Source organism: Stutzerimonas kunmingensis (assembly GCF_032106285.1).
Taxonomy (GTDB): domain Bacteria; phylum Pseudomonadota; class Gammaproteobacteria; order Pseudomonadales; family Pseudomonadaceae; genus Stutzerimonas; species Stutzerimonas kunmingensis_B.
In genome coordinates this window covers 33450-56213 of the sequence record NZ_DAMCPO010000020.1, presented here as the reverse complement: position 1 = coordinate 56213, position 22764 = coordinate 33450, and the positions used below count along the sequence as shown (strand labels likewise).

19 protein-coding genes, 2 tRNA genes and 1 pseudogene (1 of these 22 cut by a window edge) are annotated in these 22764 nt (G+C 62.6%); 3 read left to right on the top strand and 19 right to left on the bottom strand.

Annotated elements, in window-relative coordinates:
* A partial coding sequence (locus RT582_RS16065; RefSeq protein ID WP_313478473.1) for a GMC oxidoreductase occupies positions 1 to 843 on the top strand: 843 nt, incomplete at its 5' end.
* A 143-nt stretch (positions 844 to 986) separates the two neighbouring features.
* Here RT582_RS16065 and rimO read toward each other — a convergent pair.
* Positions 987 to 2309 carry a 30S ribosomal protein S12 methylthiotransferase RimO gene (rimO, locus tag RT582_RS16060; protein ID WP_031297814.1) on the bottom strand — a complete coding sequence of 441 codons (1323 nt, stop codon included), beginning with the start codon at positions 2307 to 2309 and terminating at the stop codon, positions 987 to 989.
* Between the two features lie 257 nt (positions 2310 to 2566).
* On the opposite strand from rimO, the gene RT582_RS16055 reads away from it, so the two are divergent.
* Positions 2567 to 3223: a hypothetical protein gene (locus RT582_RS16055; protein WP_313478469.1), complete on the top strand. Its 657-nt coding sequence runs from the start codon at positions 2567 to 2569 to the stop codon at positions 3221 to 3223.
* A gap of 3 nt (positions 3224 to 3226) precedes the next feature.
* On the opposite strand, the gene RT582_RS16050 is transcribed toward RT582_RS16055, so the two are convergent.
* Genes RT582_RS16050 through RT582_RS16040 form a run of 3 tightly spaced genes read right to left on the bottom strand, consistent with a single transcriptional unit; the run spans position 3227 to position 5616 of the window.
* Entirely contained in the window at positions 3227 to 4297 is a 1071-nt protein-coding gene (locus RT582_RS16050) for an acyltransferase family protein (RefSeq protein WP_191122208.1), read from the bottom strand.
* Between the two features lie 21 nt (positions 4298 to 4318).
* Complete coding sequence (locus RT582_RS16045) at positions 4319 to 5392, bottom strand: glycosyltransferase (protein ID WP_191122209.1); 1074 nt, start codon at positions 5390 to 5392, stop codon at positions 4319 to 4321.
* An 11-nt stretch (positions 5393 to 5403) separates the two neighbouring features.
* The gene (locus tag RT582_RS16040) at positions 5404 to 5616 is read right to left on the bottom strand and encodes a hypothetical protein (protein ID WP_125898216.1); all 213 of its coding nucleotides are present in this window, start codon (positions 5614 to 5616) and stop codon (positions 5404 to 5406) included.
* A 200-nt stretch (positions 5617 to 5816) separates the two neighbouring features.
* Between RT582_RS16040 and RT582_RS16035 the strand changes: the two genes are divergently transcribed.
* The gene (locus RT582_RS16035) at positions 5817 to 6002 is read left to right on the top strand and encodes a hypothetical protein (protein ID WP_278378930.1); all 186 of its coding nucleotides are present in this window, start codon (positions 5817 to 5819) and stop codon (positions 6000 to 6002) included.
* Positions 6003 to 6028: 26 nt separating this feature from the next.
* Here the strand turns inward: RT582_RS16035 and RT582_RS16030 are convergent, their stop codons facing one another.
* From RT582_RS16030 to RT582_RS15960, 15 genes and pseudogenes are all read right to left on the bottom strand, one after another.
* Complete coding sequence (locus RT582_RS16030; RefSeq protein WP_313478464.1) at positions 6029 to 7237, bottom strand: glycosyltransferase family 4 protein; 1209 nt, start codon at positions 7235 to 7237, stop codon at positions 6029 to 6031.
* Positions 7238 to 7285: 48 nt separating this feature from the next.
* Complete coding sequence (locus RT582_RS16025) at positions 7286 to 8320, bottom strand: acyltransferase (protein WP_313478462.1); 1035 nt, start codon at positions 8318 to 8320, stop codon at positions 7286 to 7288.
* Between the two features lie 54 nt (positions 8321 to 8374).
* Positions 8375 to 9481 (bottom strand): glycosyltransferase family 4 protein, encoded by a 1107-nt coding sequence (locus RT582_RS16020; protein ID WP_003300523.1) that lies wholly within the window; start codon positions 9479 to 9481, stop codon positions 8375 to 8377.
* A 195-nt stretch (positions 9482 to 9676) separates the two neighbouring features.
* Entirely contained in the window at positions 9677 to 10990 is a 1314-nt protein-coding gene (locus tag RT582_RS16015; protein ID WP_313478460.1) for a hypothetical protein, read from the bottom strand.
* A 24-nt stretch (positions 10991 to 11014) separates the two neighbouring features.
* The gene (locus RT582_RS16010) at positions 11015 to 12313 is read right to left on the bottom strand and encodes a hypothetical protein (protein WP_313478456.1); all 1299 of its coding nucleotides are present in this window, start codon (positions 12311 to 12313) and stop codon (positions 11015 to 11017) included.
* Positions 12207 to 13517 (bottom strand): glycosyltransferase family 4 protein, encoded by a 1311-nt coding sequence (locus tag RT582_RS16005; protein WP_313478454.1) that lies wholly within the window; start codon positions 13515 to 13517, stop codon positions 12207 to 12209. Before RT582_RS16005 ends, RT582_RS16010 begins: the two co-directional genes overlap by 107 nt.
* Positions 13518 to 13579: 62 nt before the next feature.
* Positions 13580 to 14089 (bottom strand): transcription/translation regulatory transformer protein RfaH, encoded by a 510-nt coding sequence (gene rfaH, locus RT582_RS16000; protein WP_255849020.1) that lies wholly within the window; start codon positions 14087 to 14089, stop codon positions 13580 to 13582.
* Positions 14090 to 14269: 180 nt separating this feature from the next.
* Positions 14270 to 14866: pseudogene (locus tag RT582_RS15995) on the bottom strand (WbqC family protein); the annotation flags it as partial.
* Between the two features lie 43 nt (positions 14867 to 14909).
* A complete protein-coding gene (locus RT582_RS15990) occupies positions 14910 to 17120 on the bottom strand; it encodes a polysaccharide biosynthesis tyrosine autokinase (RefSeq protein WP_313478451.1) in 2211 nt (736 codons plus the stop codon).
* Positions 17121 to 17171: 51 nt separating this feature from the next.
* Complete coding sequence (locus RT582_RS15985; protein ID WP_104098208.1) at positions 17172 to 18104, bottom strand: glycosyltransferase family 2 protein; 933 nt, start codon at positions 18102 to 18104, stop codon at positions 17172 to 17174.
* Complete coding sequence (locus tag RT582_RS15980) at positions 18073 to 19635, bottom strand: lipopolysaccharide biosynthesis protein (protein WP_313478447.1); 1563 nt, start codon at positions 19633 to 19635, stop codon at positions 18073 to 18075. Before RT582_RS15980 ends, RT582_RS15985 begins: the two co-directional genes overlap by 32 nt.
* A 3-nt stretch (positions 19636 to 19638) precedes the next feature.
* Entirely contained in the window at positions 19639 to 20841 is a 1203-nt protein-coding gene (locus RT582_RS15975; RefSeq protein WP_125460472.1) for a DegT/DnrJ/EryC1/StrS family aminotransferase, read from the bottom strand.
* Positions 20842 to 20916: 75 nt separating this feature from the next.
* A complete protein-coding gene (locus RT582_RS15970) occupies positions 20917 to 21690 on the bottom strand; it encodes a hypothetical protein (RefSeq protein ID WP_036999343.1) in 774 nt (257 codons plus the stop codon).
* 776 nt (positions 21691 to 22466) lie between these two features.
* Positions 22467 to 22543: transfer RNA gene (locus RT582_RS15965), tRNA-Met, on the bottom strand.
* A 167-nt stretch (positions 22544 to 22710) separates the two neighbouring features.
* Positions 22711 to 22764: transfer RNA gene (locus RT582_RS15960), tRNA-Met, on the bottom strand (it continues 123 nt past the right edge of the window).

Below are 22764 nucleotides of genomic sequence, written 5' to 3'. Positions count from 1 at the left end.
AAGAAGCTCGGCGTCACGCTGGTGCAGGAGCTGCCCGGTGTCGGCCAGAACCTGCAGGATCACCTGGAGATGTACCTGCAGTTCGAATGCCTGAAGCCGGTGTCGCTGTACCCGGCGCTCAAGTGGTGGAACCAGCCGGCCATCGGCGCCGAATGGTTGTTCCTCGGCAGCGGCATCGGTGCCAGCAACCAGTTCGAGGCTGGTGGCTTCATCCGCAGCAGCGACGAGTTCGAATGGCCGAACATCCAGTTCCACTTCCTGCCGGTGGCGGTCAGCTACAACGGCAGCAACGCCCATGACGGCCACAGCTTCCAGGCTCACGTCGGTTCTATGCGTTCACCCAGTCGCGGCCGCATCGAGATTCGCTCCACCGATCCGCGGGTCGATCCCAGCATCCTGTTCAACTACATGGCCCACGAGCAGGACTGGCGCGAGTTCCGTGATGCCATTCGCCTCACCCGCGAGATCATCGCCCAGCCGGCGCTCGATCCCTACCGTGGTCGCGAGCTGAACCCGGGTGTGGAAGCGCAGAGCGATGCCGAGCTGGACGCCTTCGTCCGCGAGCACGCGGAGACGGCCTACCACCCGTCCTGCTCCTGCAAAATGGGCACGGACGATATGGCCGTGGTGGACGGGCAGGGGCGCGTGCATGGGGTGGAAGGGCTGCGCGTGGTGGATGCCTCGATCATGCCGCAGATCATCACCGGCAACCTCAACGCCACCACCATCATGCTGGCCGAGAAGATCGCCGACCGGATTCGCGGTCGCGAGCCGCTGCCGCGCAGCACGGCGAGCTACTACGTGGCCAACGGCGCACCGGTGCGGCAACCTCCGCAGCGTTGACGAGCCCGTAGCCCGGCAGTGGAAAAGGCTTCGCCGTTTTCCACCCTACGCGGCTGGCGCTAATTGGTGTGCAGCGACCGTTGCGCGTAGCCAGAAACGAAAACGCCCCGCAGTAGCGGGGCGTTTTCGTTAGGCGGGGCGGATCAGATCACTTCGGCCCAGAGGTCGTACTCGTCGGCGTGGGTGACGCGCACGCGGACCTTGTCGCCCGGCTGCAGCGGTTTCTCGCTGTCGATGTAGACCATGCCGTCGATCTCCGGGGCGTCGGCCCAGGAGCGGCCGATGGCGCCGTCCTCGTCCACTTCATCGATCAGCACGTCCAGTTCCTTGCCGACCTTCAGCTGCAGGCGCGCGGCGCTGATGGCCTGCTGGTGCGCCATGAAGCGGTCCCAGCGATCCTGCTTGATCTCGTCCGGTACCGGTTCCAGGCCCATGACCTCGGCCGGTGCGCCGTCAACCGGCGAATACTGGAAGCAGCCGACGCGGTCGAGCTGGGCTTCGGTCAGCCAGTCGAGCAGGTACTGGAAGTCTTCCTCGGTCTCGCCGGGGAAGCCGACGATAAAGGTCGAGCGAATGGTCAGCTCGGGGCAGATCTCGCGCCACTTCTTGATGCGCGCCAGGGTCTTGTCTTCGAAGGCCGGGCGCTTCATGGCCTTGAGCACCTTCGGGCTGGCGTGCTGGAAGGGGATGTCCAGGTACGGCAGGATCTTGCCGGCGGCCATCAGCGGGATCACGTCGTCGACATTCGGGTACGGATAAACGTAGTGCAGGCGCACCCAGACGCCCATCTTGCCCAGCTCCTCGCACAGCTCGAGCATGCGCGTCTTGACCGGCTGGCCGTTCCAGAAGTCCAGCTTGTACTTGAGGTCGACGCCATAGGCGCTGGTGTCCTGGCTGATCACCAGGACTTCCTTCACGCCGGCCTTGACCAGGCGCTCGGCTTCGCTGAGCACATCGCCGACCGGACGACTGACCAGCTTGCCGCGCATCGACGGAATGATGCAGAAGCTGCACGTATGGTTGCAGCCTTCGGAAATCTTCAGGTAGGCGTAGTGGCGCGGGGTGAGCTTGATGCCCTGCGGCGGCACCAGATCGACGAAGGGGTCATGCTCGATGTTCGGCGGCACCACTTCGTGTACCGCATTGACCACCTGCTCGTACTGCTGCGGCCCGGTGACGGCCAGCACGCTGGGGTGTACGCCGCGGATGTTGTTCTCGTCGACGCCCATGCAACCGGTGACGATCACCTTGCCGTTCTCGGCGATCGCCTCGCCGATGGCGTCCAGCGATTCGGCCTTGGCGCTGTCGATGAAACCGCAGGTGTTGACCACCACCACATCGGCATCCTCGTAGGACGGCACGATCTGATAGCCCTCCATGCGCAGCTGGGTGAGGATGCGTTCAGAGTCGACCGTTGCCTTGGGGCAACCCAAGCTTACGAATCCGACTGTTGGCGTTTTGCTCATCGACTTTGAACCTCGAAAACCGCGCATGAAAAAGGCGCGCGAGTATATAGAGCTGAGCATTTTTTAGCCAGACTGAAAGCGGGAGCGCTCGTCCGTTCAGCGGTTCACCGTTCCATTGCCTTGGCCGGGAGCGTGGCGGTCTGGCTGGGCTAAACCTCGAACCATTGGTCGCATGCGGCGGTCGTACTGCGATCGTGTTGCATGAGGTGTCAAAAGGCTATCATCGCCGCCTTCATTCAACAGGGGAAATGGACTTCATGAAAACGTTGCTATTGAAAAGCCTGGCGATGACCGCTGCCATGGCGTTGTGCACGAGCGCTTTGGCCGATGATGCGCTGTTCAAGGAGCATGTGTATGGCGCGCCGTTCAGCAAATACAGCAATCAGGCTGGCTATTACGATTGTTCTGTAGAAATTGGCGCCACCGCACTGTGCATAGATGACGTCAAATTCGTGGGGCACGCTTTTACCGCCGCTTTACTGTTCTCCGGCGACAAGCTTTATATGGTCAGTCTGTTGTCAGCTTTTGAGCAGCAGGCCTATGTACAGGCGGTCGCTGCGCTGGCTAAGACCTTTGCGCTTGTCTCACTGGCTGATGCCAGTTCGCAGCTTGATCTTCTTGATCTGGACCGCCGTAGCAGCCGGCAGGATTTCGCAGCAAAGTTGTCCAGTTACGAAAGCGTGGCGGCTAACGCAGGAAACCTAACCTACACCTTCATCGAAGGCCTGGATCGCGCCAAGAAGCATCCTAATGTCACGACAGCCGTAGCTGCCGCCAAGGACAATACGCGTGTCGCTGAGCTGGTGATAATGGATGACGGCGCTGACTCGATACTTGCCGTCCGTTTTTCGTTTCCTAAACTGGAGGCAAGAAAGCTCAAGGACGCGCTCGCCAGTCCCGTAGAGGATTTTTAGCGATCAGCGATTGGATGTCGCAACTACCGGCGCCGTTGAGGGGCTCTGGCGCGGCAGGTAGCGCTTGAGCCGAAGCGCTGGCGATTCGACGAGGTGCCAGGACAGCACCGCGAGCGCCAGGCTGGCAGCGAAGCCAAGCAGCATGAAGGGAATCAGTGGCAACTGGCCGTCGGTCCAGTGCATCAGAAGCTGCTGGACCGGGAAGCTGAAGATGTACAGGCCGTAGGAGAAGTCGCCGGCCTTGCCGAAGCCGGACAGCCTCGGAATGCGCAGTTGGGCGAGGTAGAGCGTCAGGTAGGGCAGGGTCAGCACGTGCACCAGCTCCCAGTGATCGGTGCGGGCACTCACCAGGTTGGCCGCAACCAGCAGAGCTGCGATTTTCCAGTTCCAGCGAACGAGCTGCCGGTACAGATAGAGCAGCACGCCGGTATAGAAGAACATTCCCAGGCGAGTGGCCTTGCGCAGCAGGTCGCTCTGCATCTCGTAGATCGGCATCAGGTGGAAGTGCACACCCACCATCAGAATCAGGCCGATCAGCGCGCTGCTGCGGCCGAAGACCTTGACGATTCCGAGCGTCAGCACGGTGGCGTACATCAGCACTTCGTAAGGCAGTGTCCAGAGCGAACCGTTGACGCTGTGGGGAAACGGGTTGGCCTCGAATACGCCGGGCAGGCGGAACTCGGTGATCAGCGCGGCGTTGGCCAGGTAGGCGAGCGTGCCGGGGGCGGTGAAGTAATCGCCAAGCGGCAGCTCGGTGGCCAGCGGGCCGATCAGCAGGACCACGAACAGCACCGAGACGATCAGTGCCGGCATGATGCGCAGGGCTCGCTTGGCGGCAAAATCCAGCACGCTGCGGCTGTTCAGCCAGGACGCCGCAATGAGGAAACCGCTCATCACGAAGAACACGTGTACGGCGATATCCGCCGAGTCGTAGCTGCCGCTGAACAGGCGCAGAGGTTCCCGGTCCGCCTGACCGGATAGGCCGTAGCTATGGCCGAACACGACCATCGAGGCGGCAAAGAAGCGCAGGAAATCGAAGTTGTTGTCTCTTGGCGCGGTGGTTGGCGCGTGCATCGGCTCCTCCTTGGAATGGGTTCAGCGCAACGGAAAGGTCTGATGCATCCCCAGCGAACGGTTCTCGCCGTCACGGATGGCCTGCTCGATCAGTTGCAGCCGTTCCGGAACCTGCTGTCGCCGGGCCACGTGCCGCAGCAGGCCGAGGAAGATGCTTCGGTTCAACCGATAGAGCCAGGGTGAGGCGGCCCAGACGTAGGTGTCGAACCAGGCCTGGTTGCGGGCGGTGTAGTAGGCGCGGAAATCGGAATCACCGAGCAGGAAGGCTTCGTAGATGTTGCGGGTGTGCGCCTTGATGTTCCAGGACAGCTCAAGCTCGTCGATCAGCGCATCGGTCACCAGACGCAGACGGCCACCTTTGGCGGTAATGCGACGGGTGTACTCGGTGTCGTCGGCGTAGAGCACCAGCTCGCGCAAGGGCACCCCGATCGCCTGGTACAGGCTGCGATGGGCGAGCATGCCGCCATAGGGGGCGAACGGCAGGTCGATGGCCCGCGGCGGCGTGCCTTTTGGCCGGCCCCAGGGCAGGCGGCGCCAGACCTTGTACGGCAGCTGCGCGACGTGAAAGCCGAAGTAGCTGGAACGTGGCTGGATGGCGAAACGGCTCGGTACGCCGCGGGCGATGTCTTCCTGCTGACTGGGGCGAAAGCCCAGCACGGCGGCACGATGCAGCCCTACCTCGTCCGCCATTCGCGCCAGTTCTTCATGCAGCAGACGCACCGCGGCCGCGGTGGGGCCGTTGTCGTCATCCATCATCCAGATGTACTGCGCGCCTTCGGCCAGCGCCGCTTCCAGCCCCACGGCATAGCCGTTGGCCGAGCCGGTGTTCTGCGCCAGTGGGATGATGCGCACCTGCCCTGGCCAGCGGCTGGTGAGCTGTTCGAGTGGTGCGGTCGAGGCATTGCTGACCACCAGTACGCGGGTGATCTGTTCGAAGGCGAAGGCCTGCTCGATCAGTCGGCGCAGGTAAACCAGGCGGTCGCCGTAGGTCACCGTGACGATGGTGGTTTGCCGTCGCACCGGCATCTCGCCGGCGCTGGCGGCGGCTGCCTGTGCACTCTGCTTGCAGGGTTCGACGCGCGCGGTGTTCTGCACGGAATATCTCCTCAGCTCTGTTCAGGCGTGGCCAACGACAGGCAGTCGGCCTGCTGCACGTCGGCTGTCGTGCCTTCTTCGTTGGGGCTGAAGAAGGCGTGGAAGATGCGGATGAATCCATTGCCCGACGGTCCGTCAGGCGCGCCGGGTGCGGGAATGAGTTCGGTGTAGGAATAGCCATCGGCCAGAATCAGCGACGTTCTGGATGTTTCTTCTGTGCTCATGCCTGTGCTCCTGCATAACCCGGTGCGGTAACGGCCCGGATCAGAATGAATAGCGCCTGCTGTCTGCCGGCGGACTCCAGAACGAACCGGACGCCGGTTCCGCGAATCGATACGGTTGATGACCGGATGGGCTTTCCTGCTGCCCGCCGCCATTGGAGCCACAGCGTGGCGTGGAGTCGGTTGACGAGTCGCTGTAGGCGATGACGCTCGCACTGCCGGCGCTGGTGCAGGCAGGCAACTGGCTGGACGGGTCGGTCGGTTCGGTGATCAGCGTGTCGGCGTTCACCGCAGCGCTGGCTGGCTCGATCACTACAACGAGAGCGAACCCGAGCGCTCGGGTCACTCTCATCCACTTCTTTACTGTGTTCATCCTTGAAACCTCGTAAGTGAATGGGGTTGATGGGTAAACGCATCAGGCGTGCTTGATCGGCGCCACGGCTGCCGGGTAGAGCGGCGTGCTGGGGGCCGGCAAGGGCGCCGAGCTCTGCTGAAGGTCGAAGGCCCTGGCTTCGCGCAGGCGCGCGTCGACGAAGGCGCGGATTTCCTGCTGGAAGCGTTCGCTGGAGAAGCGCTCGGCATTGCGTCGGCAGTTTTCCGGTGTGATGCGCGAGCACTGGGCCTCGAACTCGCCGATGGCGGCGATGAGCGAGGCGGTGGTCTGCTCCGGGTAGAACACGCCCGTGGGTTCGGCATGTTCGAGCCCGCGCACGGTTTCCAGTACGCCGCCGCGCCCGTAGGCGACCACCGGCGTGCCACAGGCCTGGGCCTCGATGGGCGCGATGCCGAAATCTTCTTCGGCGGCAAAGACGAACGCCTTGGCGCGCTGCATGTGTTGCAGCAGCACCTCGAAACTCTGGTAGCCGAGCAGGGTGACATTGGGCCCGGCCGCTTCACGGGCCTTTTCCATTTCCGGGCCGGTGCCGATGACGATCAGGCGCTTGTCCGGCATGGCCGCGAACGCCTCGATGATCATCGGCATCTTCTTGTAGGGCACCATCCGCGAGGCGGTGAGATAGAAGTCTTCCTTGGCCTCGTGCAGGGTGAACTGGCGGGTGTCGACCGGCGGGTAGATCACCGTGGATGGGCGCCGGTAGCTCTTGTTGATGCGCCGGCCGATGAAGTGCGAATTGGCGATGAACTCGTCGACGCCGCTGGCGGTGCGCTGGTCCCACATACGCATGTAGTGCAGCAGCATGCGCGCCAGCTTGGCCTTGATGCCGCGCTCCAGGCTGGCTTCGTGCAGGTACTGGTGCTGCAGGTCCCAGGCGTAGCGGATGGGCGAATGCACGTAGCTGATGTGCAGCTGATTCGGCCCGGTCAGCACGCCCTTGGCCACTGCGTGGCTGCTGGAAATGATCAGGTCATACGAGGACATGTCGAGCTGCTCGATGGCCAGCGGCATCAGCGGCAGGTACTTCTGGTAATGGGTGCGCGCCTTCGGCAGTTGCTGGATGAAGGTGGTGGTGGCGCGCTTGCCGCCGAGGTGGGCACGGTCGGCATCGGAGAGAAAATCGATGACGGCGAACAGATCGGCGTCCGGCCAGACGGCGCACAGCCCGGCGAGCACGCGCTCGGCGCCGGCATACGTCACCAGCCAGTCGTGAACGATGGCAACTTTCATGGCATGACATCCTTGATCGAGAAAGAGTGAGCAGCGAGGCGGTGAGCCTCAGCGGCTGTGCAGGCGTGCCAGTGGCATCAGGTCGTGTTGTCTGGTCAGGCGCCTGCCGGCGTGAGCCAGCGGTAGATCCAGCAACTGTCGGCAGAGCTGGGCGCTGCCGAGGGCCAGCAGCAGGCCGAACACAACGCCAGCCAGGCTGGCGGTCGGGCCGCTCAGGCCGAGCGCCTGGGTCAGCAGCTCGCTCAGGCGCTGCATCGCTGGCAGCAACAGATAGAGCGAGTAACTGAGGCTTCCAAGCCAGACGAGCGGCGGTGCCCGTAGCGGTAGCCGGCTGGTGACCAGCAGGAAGGTCACGATGGCCAGGGCATAGGTGAGCAGGTCCCGGGGCCAGGCGGTTGCGTCCGCAGACCAGCCGGCCAGGAAGATGATCGGCAGCACCAGCAGGTAGATTCGCAGCGTGTAGCGCGCATATTCGCGGGCTCGTCTGCGGGCGTAGCTGCTGCTTTCATGCTTGGCCTCGTACCTGAGTGACGCGAAAAACATCAGTGATAGCGCCAGCGGCAGCGTGACCGGTAGCTCTGTGCCCAGCAGCTGCCGCGCCAGGGCGAGCAGCAGCGCCACCGCCAGCAGCACGAGCGCGCAGCTGGTCCGCAGACTGACGCTGTGCAACAGGCCGAGCACCTGCAGCAGCAGGCAGAACCCGTAGAACAGCAGGATTGGCGGCAGCGCTCCGTAAGCGCCGATGACCTCGAACGCCATGGCGCTGCCCGGCGCGGCCACACCCGGCAGCCAGGCCGGTGCCGTCGGCAACAGAATGGCGGTCAGCAGCACCGCCAGCAGGTAGACCGGCAGCAGGCGCAGCAGGCGGCGGACGACGAAGCCTCGCCCGCCGTCGACGCTGGTATGCAGGCTGGCCGGCACGATGAAACCGCAGCACAGCAGGAACCAGAGCATCGCCAGCAGCCCGGGGTCCAAGGCGTGCTGCAGTGCCCAGCCGTCTGACAGTGGCAGCAGCAGGGTCTGGAAAATCAGGAGTAGGGCTGCGCTGCCGCGTAGCGCGTCGATATGCGCCAACCGTTCCATGGTCTGCCTCGCTTGATTGATGGAGTTGAGTGTCGGGACTGCATTCGTCGGGCATCAGGGGCGGTCCGATGACCAGGCGATAAAGGACGGCGGGCTGGGTTTGCCCATCAGTGCCTTGTCGATCAGCTGCGACACGGTCTGCGCCGAGCGCTTCCAGGAGTAGCGCTCGACGTTGGCCAGGCCGAGGGTGCGCAGGTCGTCGCGCAGGCGCGCGTCCTGCAGCACGTGGCGCATGCAGCGGGCAATGTCCTCGATGTTCAGGGGCTCGAAATAGAGCACGCTCTCGCCGAGCACTTCGGGTATCGACGCGGCCCGGGCGGCGATCACCGGACACCCGCAGGCCTGGGCCTCCAGCGGCGGAATGCCGAAGCCTTCGTAGAGCGAAGGGAACACGAAGGCGGTGGCGCCCTGGTATTCGCGCACCAGCTGATCGTCGTTCAGCCGGCCGAGAATGCGTACGCGTGGATTGCCATCAATGCTGGAGGTGGAGCCGGAGAACACCGAGTGCGAGTCGCCGACGATGTGCAGTTCCACGTCATCGAAGCCTTCCAGGCTGAGGAAGGCCGCGACCATCCGCGCGAAGTTCTTGTGCGCGTTCGGGGAGGACACCGCCAGCACGTATGGCCTGGCATTGCCGCTGCGATCCGCGCCACTCGGCGGATGGAATTTGGCCGCCACCGCGTTGGGGACGACGCAGATCTTCTCGCTCGGGTAGCCGTAGTAGCGGGCGATTTCCTTGCGTGAGAAGTCGCTGACGGTAATCAGCGCCTTGATGCGCTTGAGCAGCAGCGGCGTGAGCCCCTTGTAGACGCTGCGGAAGGCGCGCGAATAGCTCTCCGGATGGCGCACGTAGGTGATGTCGTGATGGGTGGCGATCTGGTTGCGGTAGATCAGCGGTGCCGTGTTGCACAGTGATACCAGCGGCGGATAGCCATGGCGCGCCAGCCACAGAGGCAGGTCCAGCTGTTCCCACAGATGCCCGTGGTTGCGGCCGATGCGCCGCACCTGCAGGCGCTCGGCGCTGGCGTGCATGCGGATGTCGTCCGGTGCAATGAATGTCAGGTCCTTGCGCATGGCGGCAAGCTCCAGGCAGACCTGTTCGGCAAAACGTTGCACACCGCGGGTTTCCTGAGTCAGGAAACGGGCGTTGATGGCGATCATGTAGGGCTCTCCTTGCGGGGATGGCGTGCGCCGCCGGATGCTGGCCAGCGGCGAACGCTGGCAGGTGGCGGCTTTGGCGACTGGCGAAGCGATGCGTGGTGCGTGGCGGTCAATGCGGGTTGGCCAGCGCGTGCTGGTCCGGTTGCGTTTCGCCTGGGTGGCCGGTCGTGCGGTCAGTGCATGTCGTGACAGGGGTCAACCGTCGTTCTGCACCGCGCGCAGGCTGATGATTTTCGGGAATCCATCGAGCTCCACCTCGGTGCTGCAGGCCTGGCCTTTGCCCGGACACTTCCACTCGGTACTGGTGACCACGCGGCCGTGCTGGGGCTGGGCGGTATCGATCAGCGCCACCTGGCCCGCCTGGCCTTCGGTGTTCTGCAGCTCCACGGTCCTCGGTTTGCCGGTGCTCCAGGCCACCATCAGTTCATCGTCTCCGCGGGCGAATCGCAGCATCACCACGTCACCCGGGGTTTTCTCTTCGCGGCTGAGGAAGCTGTACTGGCTGACGATCTGGCTGATGGAGGCGAGCACCGAATAAGCCGGCTTGAGGGTGAAGTCCTGCCGTACCAGGCCGAAGTTGTGTTCGCGCTCGGTCTTGTCGGTGCCATCGTTGCGGAAGTCGTACCACCACATGCCCTTGATGCTCGGCAGCGTCTTGGCCAGGAAGAAGGCGCGGGCGAGGTAGGCCGCCTGCAGGCTTTCATCGATGCCGCATGCGCCCTGGTGGGCAGGCCAGGCCATTTCCGTCAGGTAGAGCGGTACCGGGCGTCCGGCGGCGCGGGTCAGGTCCTTGTCGACCTCGCTCATCCATTCGATCCAGGCCTCTGGGGTGTTGCGCCGCCAGCCGCGGCAGTGCACGTAGGGATGCAAGGACAGGCCGTCCACCGATTGCATCAGGCCGTTCTCCAGCAGGCGCAGGGCGAAACCGGAGTCGATGCCCTGGCTGGTCACGGCGCCGGCGAGCACCTTGGCGCCGGGCGCGCGCTGCCGGATGATCCCGGACGCATCGGCGATCAGCCGCGCGTAATCCTGGGTGAATTCCGGGTCGCGCGGGTCCTCGACGTCCCATTCGTTCCAGATCTCGTAATAGGCGACCTTGCCTTGCAGCTCTTCGGTGATGAACTCGACATAGCGATTGAATGCCGCCCTTACCGGCTCGCTGCGGGGCTTTTCACCACCGCCGTAGTGCGAGTTGCCGTAGCCGAGGATGAACTGGGTGCTTAGCCCGTGAGCGGCTGTTGCCTTCAGGTAACGGTGCCAGGATGGTTCGATCTTCAATTGCCCGGGCCGGCGTTCGACATAGGCCCAGTGGGCGTCGGTGCGCACGGAGGTGATGCCGGCATCGCGCATCATCGCGTAGGCGCGGCCGCTGGGGTCGCCCTTGTGCAGTTCATGGGCACATACGCCGACCACGAAAGGCTCCTCGGTGGTCTGGGCCGGTGTAAACGGAGCAAGGCCAAGCAAGCCGCCCAGCAGCAGGGTGTTGAGCGGGGTAGAGCGCTTCGTCATGTGGATCATCCGTGAAGGTAGGTCTCAGGTCAGGTGCTGCAACTCGGGCAACCGCTGCGCCGCCAGGTTGTTGCTCGGGGCGCGGGCCGGGGTCAGCACGTGGGAGATCGCCAGGCCCAGGAACAGCGTGGCGATGGACACCTCCAGTACATCCGTGGCCCAGGCCACCAGGCAGATGCAGAAAACGATCGGCAGCAGCGCGCTGCGCAGTCGCGGGCCCCGTTCATGCAGGCGCAGCATCAGCGGAAAGATCAGCAGGTAGAGCAGCACACCGAACACGCCGAGCATGCCCCACAGGTACAGCGCGGTATTGTCGGCGACGCTCAGCAGCTCGAGGCCCGGTACGGGATAGACCTGTCCTGCGCTGCCCACCGCACCGAATCCCGCGCCCCACCAGCCCCATCCCTCGCGGGTGATGACCCCGATGAAGTTCGGCCAGCTGTTGATCAGACGGTCGGCGAATGAGGCCAGCAGCGAGCCGTTGTTCGCGGCGTTGGGGTCCAGGCTGAGCACCAGGCTAAACAACGGCAGCATCAGGCCGACCAGCACCGCGATCAGAAAGGCCGTGGCGCTGGCGAAGCGGTAGGCCGTGACGATCAGCATCAGCAGGGTCAGCACGTAGGCCGCCGCGGTGGATTTGTTGGTGGTCAGCACGATGCCGATCAGCGCTGCAATGTAGAGCATCAGGCGTAGCACGCGCGGCTGGATGAATGCGGCGATGAACAGGCTGTAGATCGCGATCATCACCGACAGCGCGGTGGACATGCGGGCGAAGCCGCCGATGCGGTCGATGTCGTCGAACGCCCACGAGCGGTTGGCGCTCAGTTCCACCTCGCCGACCATGTAGCTGTAGCCCTTCCACGGCACGCTGGTGAGCATGTCCAGGGCGATGCCGACGAAGCAGGCAATCAGGCAGAAGCCGATGATTCGGCGCAGCAGCCCGAGCCGCAACTCCACATGGCGGCCGCAGATCAGACCGAACAACAGCGGAATGTAGATGAACAGGCTGAAACCGATGTTGGCCAGCTCCGCGCCATGCATCAGTGCCAGCTGGGCGGAAGTGACAAGCCCCAGCAGCACCAGCCAGAACGCCGGCCAGCCGCGGTAGCGCAGCAGCTCCAGGCCCAGCGCGATCAGGCAGGCAATCTTGGGCAGGTACAGCAGCCAGGAAATCCCGGCCATGTCGAAGTAGTAGCGCAGTGCGCCGGAAAAGGTTTCAGTCAGCAGCAGCGAGGCGACGACCAGCGTCAACAATGTCGGCTTGTCGAAGGCCAACGGATTCGATTCGCGTCGCCGCGGGGTAATCAGCAGGCTCTGGTTCATGGTGGATTCTCGTTCCCTGAAGTGTTTCGCGCAGGATGGTCTGGTACTGATCCAGCATGCGTTCCATATCCAGCAGCGGCAGCACGCTGGCCCGTGCCTGGCTGGCGAGCCGTTGCCGCAGTGCGCCGTCGATGTAGAGCCAGAGCATGGCGATGCCGAGTGAGTCGGGATCATCGGGCGAGCAGAGCAGGCCGTTGCATTCGTCGCGGATGATCTCCGGCAGCCCGCCCATGTTGCTGGCGATCACCGGCAGGTGGTTGGCGCAGCCTTCGACGGCCACCAGGCCGAACGGCTCGCCCCACAGCGACGGCACCACCAACACATCGATGCTCTGCATGAACTCGTCGCTGTCGCAGTAGCCGAGAAAGCTGACCTTCTTCGGATCGGCCATGGCCTTCAGCCGGGCTTCGTAGTCCAGCTTGCCGCGCCCGGCGATATCCAGCCGCGCATCGATGTCCAGCCGCTGGAACTGCTCGATCAGCCAGCCGACGCCCTTGTTCTCCGACAGCGTGCCGATATAGCCGAAGCGCAGTGGATGGTTGCTGCGCTGCCTGGGCTTGCTGCCCTGACCGGGGTTGGCCGGCGTGCAGTTGTGCACCACATGCTGGCGCGCGCCACTGAAATAGCCCTGTGCGGTGATGCGCTCGAGCACGAAGCGGCTGACACCGATCGCCGTGGCCACTTGCGCCGAGGCGCCGGCGTGGCGGAGACGGAACACCGAACACATACCGCACTGGCGCTGGCAGCTCTTGCCGTGGTTGAACATGGTGTCCTTCGGGCAGAGCAGGTACAGGTCGTGCAGCACTTGGACGATCGGCAGGCCGGCGGCGGTGATTTCGTCCCAGGCGGAGATCGACCAGCCGGTGAGGTTGTTGCAGACCACGATATCCGGCTGCTCTCGCTCGATCACCGCGCGCACGTGGCAGCGCATGTCGCTGTTGTAGCGGTCGCGGTAGTGCCAGCCGAGGCGGGCGACGCGGCTGGGACGCTGCTGGGTGTAATGCCAATAGCTGTTCGCCAGGTTGGCGCGATAGACCCGCACGCCGTCCTGAATCTGCATGTTCAAGCCGGCGTCCGGGCCGGTCGCCAGCACTGCCACCTCACAACCACGCCGCTGCAATCCTTCGGCCAGGTGCCGGAGGATGACTTCTGCGCCGCCGCCGACATGCGGGGTGTAGAACGCATTGAGGAATAGGATCTTCATCGGTTGGCTCGCTGATTGAACCTGTCAGGCTGCTCGCATGGCCCCAAGGGCACTCGCCTGGCTCAGGAGTAGCACTGGAGATAACGGGTGGGCACCCGGACCTTCTGTTCACGCTGCAGCAGGTTGAGCAGGATGACGGAGCGTTCTTCGCCATCGCTGCTGACGAAGATCGCTTCGATGTCGCTGAAGCTGCCCCCGCTGACCTGGACCCGCTCGCCAGGTGAGAACGGCGCCGCCGCCATGGTCTGCGGCTGGGCGAGGCGCTGTCGCAACTGTTCGATCAGCTCGTCGCGTACCGGCGTCGGCTGGCCGCCGAAGCTAACTACGCGGCTGACGCCCCGAGTGGAGCGAATCGGGTACCAGTTGTCGTGAATGCAATCCAGGCGGATGAACAGGTAGCCGGGGAATAGCGCCTCGCCGGTCTTGGTCCCCTGTGAGCCGCGCAAGGGCGCAGGCGCCTTGAGCGGGCGGTAGCACTCGAAGTGCTGGCGCAACAGGTGCTCCTCGGCGCGGGCCTCCTGGCGAGGCTTGGTCTGGATCAGGTACCAGCGTGCGGTATTGCTCGATGTCATGGGATGTCCTTCCCTGATTGGCCTGCCCCAATCCGATGGCAGGCGGAATGTCGTCACGCCAGTGTCAGCGTTGCCCTTTTTTCCTGTCCCCTCGACCACGCTGAAGCGTTGCAGCAGTTCCTTGATCTCTTCGCGGCTGTTGAACATCAGCACGTCGATGATCGACAGCGACGGTACGAACGGATGCTTGAGCTGCGTGTAGGTAATGTCATCCATGCGCAGGAAGCGCAGCAGCAAGCCGTCGGCGCGGAAGCGGGCAGGGCAGTACAGCTCCATGCCGCCGATGGGGTTGAGGTAGAGCTCGCCGTCCATCCGGTGGGTGATCTGGATGACCCGGTCCTGCATGTCCATCTTCGCTGGCAAATCGAGGCTGGAGCCGCGGTAGATCGGCGTGCGGATGTTCAGGTAGGCGCAGAGGCAGCGCAGGGAGTTTTCGGTGAACAGCGCCAGATTGCGCTCCGGGCATTGCAGGATGCTGCGGATCAGCGGCAGCACCGCATCGCGCTGGGGTGCCTTGGCGTAGCAACGCTCGAGGGTCAGCATCAGCCCCGCGGCTTCCTTGTCGAAGTCGTCGCAGAGCCAGCGCTGGTTGATGCGCTCGGTCTGATGGCCCTTCTTCAGCGGGAAGCTGATGAGCTTGGGTTGGCCATTGACGAGAATTCGGTTGCGGTTCATCCAGGAGCCCCTGACGAATTGCAGGTCGTCACCCAGCACGAATACGTCGCTGAGCGCGATCAACTGAAAGTAGCCCAGGTACGGAAATAGGTAGGGCTGCATCATCGAGACGGTTCTGAGCACGGTGCACCTCCTTGTCTGGCGATCAGGCTTGCTGGGTGTAGGTGTAATAACCATAGGCGCCGCTGTCGTACGGCGAGGTCGAGGCCTTGCGCTTCACGGCATTGAGGATCACGCCCTTGAGCAGCACGCCGTTCTGCGCGAGCCGCCGCTTGGATGCATCAATCTGCGAGCTGGTGCTGAGGCCGAAGCGGGCCACCAACAGGTTGGTGCCCGACTGCTGGGCGACCAGTACGGCGTCGGTCACCGCGAGCACCGGCGGCGTATCGATGATGATGAAGTCGTAGAGCTTTTCCGCTTCACGCAGCAGGCGGGAGAAGTTGTCGTGCATCAGCAGTTCGGACGGATTCGGCGCGGAGAACCCGGCGGAGATGAAGTGCAGGTTCTTCTGCTCGGTGCGGTTGGTGATCTCCGCCAGGTTCAGGCCACTGGCCAGTGCATCCGACAGCCCGTGACGTGGCGCCATGCCGAAAAGCGTGTGCAGGTAGCCGCGGCGCATGTCGGCATCGATCAGCAGCACGCGCTGGCCGGTCTGCGCGATCACCGCAGCAAGGTTGCTGGACACGAACGACTTGCCAACCGAAGGGGTCGGGCTGGTGATCATCAGCACTTTGTTGCGCGCCTCGAGCATGGCGAACTTGAGGCTGGTACGCAGGCTGCGCAGCGATTCGACCGCCAGATCGGTCGGTTCGGTGAGGCTGAGCAGTCGGGTCTTGCCGTCGCGGCTCTTGCGGCTGCGATTGAGCTGATCCTGAGAGGCGCTGTAGGGCAGGCCGGCATAAACCGGTACGCCAAGCTTCTCGATCACGTCCGGGCTTTCCACACCGCGGTAGAAGGCCTGGCGCAGCAGGATGACTGCCGCCGAGACGAGCAGGCCGACGAAGATCGCGATGGCCACCACCAGCGGTTTGACCGGTTTCGACGGCTTCTCGGTCATCGAGTAGGCGTTGTCGATGATGCGCACGTTGCCGATGGTGCCGGCGCGCAGGATGTCTTGCTCCTGTGCCTGGTTCATCAGCAGCGTGTAGGTCTGGGTCGTGACTTCCATGTCACGTTGGAGGCGTAGCAACTCCTGCTGCGTCATGGGGAGGGCGTCGACCTTCTTCAGCAGCTGTGCCTTTTGCGCCTGCAGCTCGTTCATCTGGGTGATCAGCGTGCGATAGGTCGGGTGCTCGCGGGTATAGAGGCGGTCGTACTCCACGCGCTTGAGCGACAGTTCGGATATCTGCGTTTCCAGCGCGACGATCTGGTCCAGCACGCCCTTGGTCTCGATGCTGATATCCACCGACTTGGAGCTGGTCTGGTAGGCATTCAGCGCGGCTTCGGCCTTCTCCAGTTCCTTGCGTACCTGAGGTAGTTGAGAGCGCAGGAAGTCCAGGCGCTGGGCCGCCTCGGCGGAACTGCGCTGGATGTTCTGGCTGACGTACAGCCTGCTGATCTCGTCCAGCACATGGCTGGCCAGCTGCGGGTCCGGGTCTTCCAGGGACATGTAGATGATCCCGGAATCCTTGCCGGCCTCGCCGACCTTCAAGCGGTTCTGGTAATCCAGCGCGGTGGTCTGCGGGCGGTTCCTGACTAGTTGGAATTCGGTGCCAGGACGCGCTTCCAGCTGGGCGATCTGCACCTTGAAGCCCTGGTTCTCCACAGCTTCATTGACCTCGCCGCGCAGAATCAGCTGCTGCTCGTCGTCATGCAGCGTGAAGCTGCCGGCCGTGCCGGCGATCAACGTCAGCTCCACGCCCAGATACGCTTCGGGCACATCGAGCTGGAATACTTCGAGCTTTTCCCCACCCCACGCATAGCCGGTCAGGCCGAACAGCGGGGTGGCCAGCGCGCCATCAGTCGCCGGGTCATGCTTGCGCGCCATGAAGGCGCCGAACACCGGGAAGTGATGGGGTTTGGCGACGATGTAGAGCTTTAGCTCCTCGACGGCTCTGCCGAGCACGGCGCGGGATTTGAGCAGGGAGATTTCAGTGACCGCCTGGGACACCGAATCCGGCCGGGCCGATATTTCCGGTACGCCGGTAATCGCGGCTTTTTTCGGTTCGATCTGGATCATCGCGGTCGCCTGGTAGATCGGCGTGGCGATCAGGGCATAGAGCACGCCCAGTGCAGCGAAAAGGCCGGTAATGGTGATGATCAGCGCCTTGTGATCGTAGGCGGTGCGCATTATTCCGGCGAGGTCGATGCGGTTGTCCGCGTCATATTCCAGCGAAGAGCGGGTCAAGGCAGTCATTGGGAATCCTTCCTCATGGTGCGTTTTTGCAAAGAAGCGGGGTCGGTCTGATCAGCTCCTGGCCAGCCGTGGGCTCAACCGGCGCAGCAGGTTGAGGCTGATGTTCTGGGCGATGGTTGAAAGCGCCTGGATCTTGCTGAACGGCGAGATCAGCGACAGGCACTCGCCGAACACCTGGATCAGGAAGTACTCGTAGAGCGCGTTGTTGCCGATGCGGTTGTAGTAGCGCGCCAGGGAGTAGTGGGCATGCATGGCCATCTGGATGCGCTGTCTGCTCGGCTGCATGGAGAAGATGCCACCCTCGTGCACCCGGTAGGCGGCGGGGCTGATGCCTTCCATGAACTTGCCTTTGCCGTAGGCGCCGAGCAGCGACCACCAGCAGATATCCAGCACTTTCACCCCGAGCAGTTCCGGCGGAAGTTCCTGAATCAGGTTGCGAAAGCACACGGTCAGCGTCGACAGCGGACGGCCCTGCATCAGTTCCAGCGCAGTGGCGTCCTTGCGCAGCTTTCCGGTCAGCTGCGGGCTCTGGATGATGCCCTGGCTGTTGAACATGAACGCATCGTGATAGGTGATCACGTAGTCACGATGCTGCTCGAGAAAGTCCACCTGCTGCTGCAGCTTGGTCGGATCAGTCCAGTAGTCGTCGCCTTCGCAATAGGCGATGTATTTGCCCCCCGCACGGGCGAACAGCCGCGTGCTGAATGGCACGCCGAGGCTGAACTGATTCTGCGTCTGGTAGATCGGTTTGATGATACTGGGGTAGCGCGCCGCGTAGTCGGCGATGATCGCGGCGGTGGTGTCAGTCGAGGCGTCGTCGTGGACGATAACCTCGAAAGGGAAATCCGTTTCCTGCTGGAGGAAGCTCTCCAGCGCCTTCCTTATAAAAGATGCGTGGTTGTAGGCCAGGCAGACGATGCTCAGCAGCGGTTCGGTCTTGCCGCCCCAACGTTCAATCAAGGCTTGCTCGCTCTTCAATTCCATTTTTGGATGCTCGCTTGGTGATGAGTAGATGAAGCTTGAGTAGCAGTGATTTCGAGGTCGCCGCGACCAGCAGCAGGCAGATGAACCCGCTTGCGGCCAGCGCCATCAGAATGTCAAAGCGGTTGTCGCTGACGATCAGCAGGAACAGCGGTTCGCCCAGTGCCACGCCGACCACGGTCGCCGCAGTGATCCGCAACATGTCTCGTGCCCAGGTGCCCTGCAGGCCGGGCGCGAACCGCCGGTGCACCACCGGTGGCCAGATCACGAAGGTCGCCAGGCGCAGGAAGAACCACGCCAGTGCGGCACCGTAGGCGCCGTGTGCAAGCGCTGCGTAGATCACGATCGGCATGCTGATGGCGGTGGAAACCACGCTGTACCAGATGTGCAGGCGCAGCTGGCCGTAGGCGTACTGCAGGTAGAACTGGAAGGCACCGACCGCCATCAGTGCGCTGCCCGGCACGTACCAGAACAGCATTCGTTCGCTCCATTGGGCAGCGGCAGCATCGCCAGTCCAGGCGTAGATCAGCGCCTGACCGTGCCAGGCGATCACCGCAGCGATGGGAAACAGCACGCTGCAGACGAAGCGGGTGGCGTTCAGGTACAGCCGCTCCATCTCGGCGATTCGCCCTTCGGCCACGAGCATGGTCATGCGCGGCAACAGCGTCTGCACCAAGGGGTTGGTCAGAGTCATGATGCCGGTGGTGATCAGCGCCACCAGCGAGAAGTAGCCGTACTCCTTGAGCAGCAGCACCTTGGAAAGCAGCACTTTGTCCAGCTGGGTCAGCACGATCCACAGCAGCGAGGTGAAGAACATGCCGCCGGCAAATGGCAGCACCGGCTTGACCACGCGCCAGTCGATGCCGGTGAGCAAACGTGGGCTGGCCAGTTGCACATAAGCCTTGCTGGCGAAGGCGAGCGTTTCCACCAGGGCGACGGCCGTCTGGAACAGGAAGAAGTCCAGCGGATCTTGCGACACGAGGGCGACCAGAATCAGGCCACCGAAGTAACGCAGGGTAGCGATCAGTACGTTCGCTGCGTTCAGCCAGCCGTGCAGCTCGACGCCCTGCAGTCCGCTTTTGTACAGGGTTGCATAGAGCCTCAGCCCGACCATCAGGCCCATCAGGCTGATGCATTGCATGATGGTGCCGGTACCCAATTCGCGGGCCTGCAGCCAGGTTCCAGCGATCCAGCCGCTGCTCAGGTAGATCGCCACGCAGGTCGCCAGCGCAATCGGTAGCAACAGCAGCTCGAACGAGCGCAGAAGGCGCCCGGCGGGGCCGGGCGCGGCGGACAGGTCGCCCTGCCCGCGGTACTGCGCGACCTGTCGGACCAGTGCAGGCGACATCCCGGCATCGAGTAACTGCAACCAGGCCTGGAGCACCGCGAAGAAACCAATCAGGCCGTAGGCTTCGGCGCCGAGGTGCTTCAGGTAGAACGGCAGGATCATAATGCCGACAAGCAGGGCATACGCCTGCCCGAGGTAGTTCAGGCTGGTGTTGCGGATCACCGATAACCGCTTGGGATCTGACATGGGTTATTGCTGGCCTCCGGATGTCAGGGGCATGCGCGGGTAGTCGGCGCCCGGCAGGCGCTCCGCGGCGTTGAACAGCCCGAACGCTTCGGCAAGGGGCTGGAACAGCGTGCGGCTCGACTGCTCGCTGTGGATTGCCTCCTGGATCAACGTCTGCATGACCTTCTCCTGCACCTTGCGCGGCAGCCCGGGATAGATCGGCAGGCACAGGACCTTGCGACTCAACGCTCGCGAGCGTGGTTGTGGTACCTGCGGCTGCAGATGGTCGAGCGTGTCCAGCGAGGGGTAGAAGTAGCGGCGGGGGTTGATGCCGTTCTCGTTCAGTTGCGAGCGGCAGCGCAGCAGCTGGCTTTCGTCGGCAAGGGCAACGGGAAAATAGCTGTAGTTGCACTGGGATTCGGGCTGCGGTCGTTGCAGCTCGAAATGCTCGCCGAGGCGCCGCTCGTAGCGATGGCCGATCTCCGCCCGGCATTCGAAAATCAGCTCGATGTCGTCGAGTACGCACATGCCCATCGCGGCAGAGAACTCGTTGAGCTTGGCGTTGATGCCGATGCCTTCGATCTGGTCGGTGTCGACGATGCCGAAGTTGCAGAGCAGACGGATGCGATCGGCCAGCGCGTCGTCGTTGGTGACGATGGCGCCACCCTCGATGGTGTGAAACAGCTTGGTCGCATGGAAGCTCAGCGTGCTGATATCGCCCCAGTCGTAGACCGACCGCCCCTTGTGACGAACGCCGAACGCATGGGCGCCGTCGTAGACGACCCTCAGATTGTTCTTGCGCGCGATCTGCTCGATGCGTTCGACATCGCAAGGATTGCCGAATACGTGCGTCGCGACGATGGCGGAGGTGTTGGGCTGGATATTTCGCTCGATCTGTTCCGGGTCCAGATTCCAGGTCGCCGGATCGATGTCGGCGAAGATCGGCTTGATGCCTTCCCATTGCAGCGAGCTGGTGGTGGCAACGAAGCTGAAGGGGGTGGTGATGGCGCTGCCGGTCAATCCCAGCGCTCGATAGGCAATCTGCAGCGCGATGGTGCCGTTGTTGGTGAGGATGATGTTCCTCACCCCGAGGTAGTCCTTGAGTCGTTGCTCGAGTGCAGTCACTAACGGTCCGTTGTTGGTGAGCCAGCCGGTGTTGTAGATCCTGTCAATGTAAGCCTTGAGCTTGTTTTTGCTGCCCAGGTACGACTTGGTCACGTTGATCATGGTGATTTCCTTATCGAAGCTCAGCCGCCCCCGAATGGCATTCGGGGGTTATCGCTGGGTGCTACAGATGCGCGCTCAGACAGGTTGATGCGCGCCGATCGCACTAGCCCGCCGTGCCCTGCGTTGGTTGTGTCTGAGGATCATTCGGGTCATCAGGCTGCCGGCGTGGGGATCGCCGTAGTGGAAGATCGCGGTAGCGCGCAGCTGCGCCGGATCACAAGGCTCGTTGGCATGCAGGGATCGGTAACCCCAGAACAGGTAGAGATTGCCGGGTACCAGCTGCAGGCGCTGTGGCTTGAGCAGCCCGAGGCCTATCGCGCGGCTAATCAGTTTGCGGCTCAACTTGTTCTGCAGCAGTGCTTTCTCCACCACGTTGACCAGCACGTACTTGCGAAGCTTGCGCAGGTTGGGAAATACCAGCAGGTCGCCGCGCTGGTCGCCGTCCTGCGGGATTTCCACCGGCAGCAGTGCCGTAACCAGCGAAGCGTCGTAGTGGAAGCAGTTCGACTCCTTGCGTCCTGTCTGCCCCTGCACGCATCGCATCACCAGGTAGATGCGCTTGCTTGGCGCCGCCTTGCCCGCGCCGAGCTGGTAAACGTCGTCCAGCAGCGACTGGAACTCCGGCGCGCTGCTCAACGTGGCAAGTAACGAGCCCGCTACCTGTTCACCGTCATGATGAGCAAAATATTCACCATGATGCTGTCGAGCCTGCTCGTGAACCTGCTCGCGCAGTTGAGTTAGTTGCAGATTGTTCAAGTAGCCGGGTATGCAGGCGTAGCCATTCTGATTGATATCCCGCGCAATCAATGCCTTGTCCTGATCTTCCGTTCCATAAAAGATCGTTGACACTGTAGTTCTCCCTGCGCAAAGGCGAGGCGAAACGGTTTGTCGAGCCGCAGCTACTACACGCTGCTGCTGATCGGCGTCCTGGGTGGGAATAAAGGATTACGGCGTAATGCCTGGGCAGTAGGCTTTTAGCCTGTGACGAAAGTTAATGCCGATCTAAAATATTCTTTTATTTAGACAAAGCTACCGCCATCGACTTATTTACATGTCGATTTGAATAACTTGTACGTATTCCGTCATCTGCGATCGGCCAACGTCCGCGTGTGACCTTGAGAGAATCAGGCATGGCTACCGCGCTCCGGGCACTCTGCGAGTCCCGGCTCTCTCAATACTTATGGCGAACGAGCCCGCATCGCTTTATTAAAAGCGATACTAATCAGGCAGGGGGTTTAACTCTCGCGCCGCAAAACTTGACCTGTCCAGTTGGTCTTAAACTGGTCTGCAACGTATTGCTCCCTGTTGCGAATATATATCCGTCATAACGTGAACCAAGTCAAGCCAGGGAGCCAAAAAAAAGTTGCGGATGGGGATCGCGAGGTGTTTAGGAGAGCCAACTTATTGAGTTGAAAAGAGTTTTGTTTTTGACGCGGGCTGGCCTAGGGCTATCATGAATGGTTATAGCGAATGTGGTAATTAGCTTCGGATAAAGAGTTAATTCTACGGACCCGTTGTTACAAGACGCGGCTGACTGGCCGAAAGAGGGGGCGCGCTTGTCTGTCCGTGACAAAAAAGACGCGCAAACGAAAAAGGCCACTCGTCTGAGTGGCCTTTTCGTGATTTGGTTGCGGGAGCCGGATTTGAACCGACGACCTTCGGGTTATGAGCCCGACGAGCTACCAGACTGCTCCATCCCGCGTCTGTGGGGCGCATTCTACAGCCTGATTACTCGATGTCAATCAAAAGGAAGGAAAAAGCGTATTTCATTCAAAAGGTTAGCGATTCATGCGAGGTCTGGTGCCAACACGAGCGCCTCAGAGTTTTGCGCGCACAAAAAAGGCCACTCATCTGAGTGGCCTTTTAAATTGGTTGCGGGAGCCGGATTTGAACCGACGACCTTCGGGTTATGAGCCCGACGAG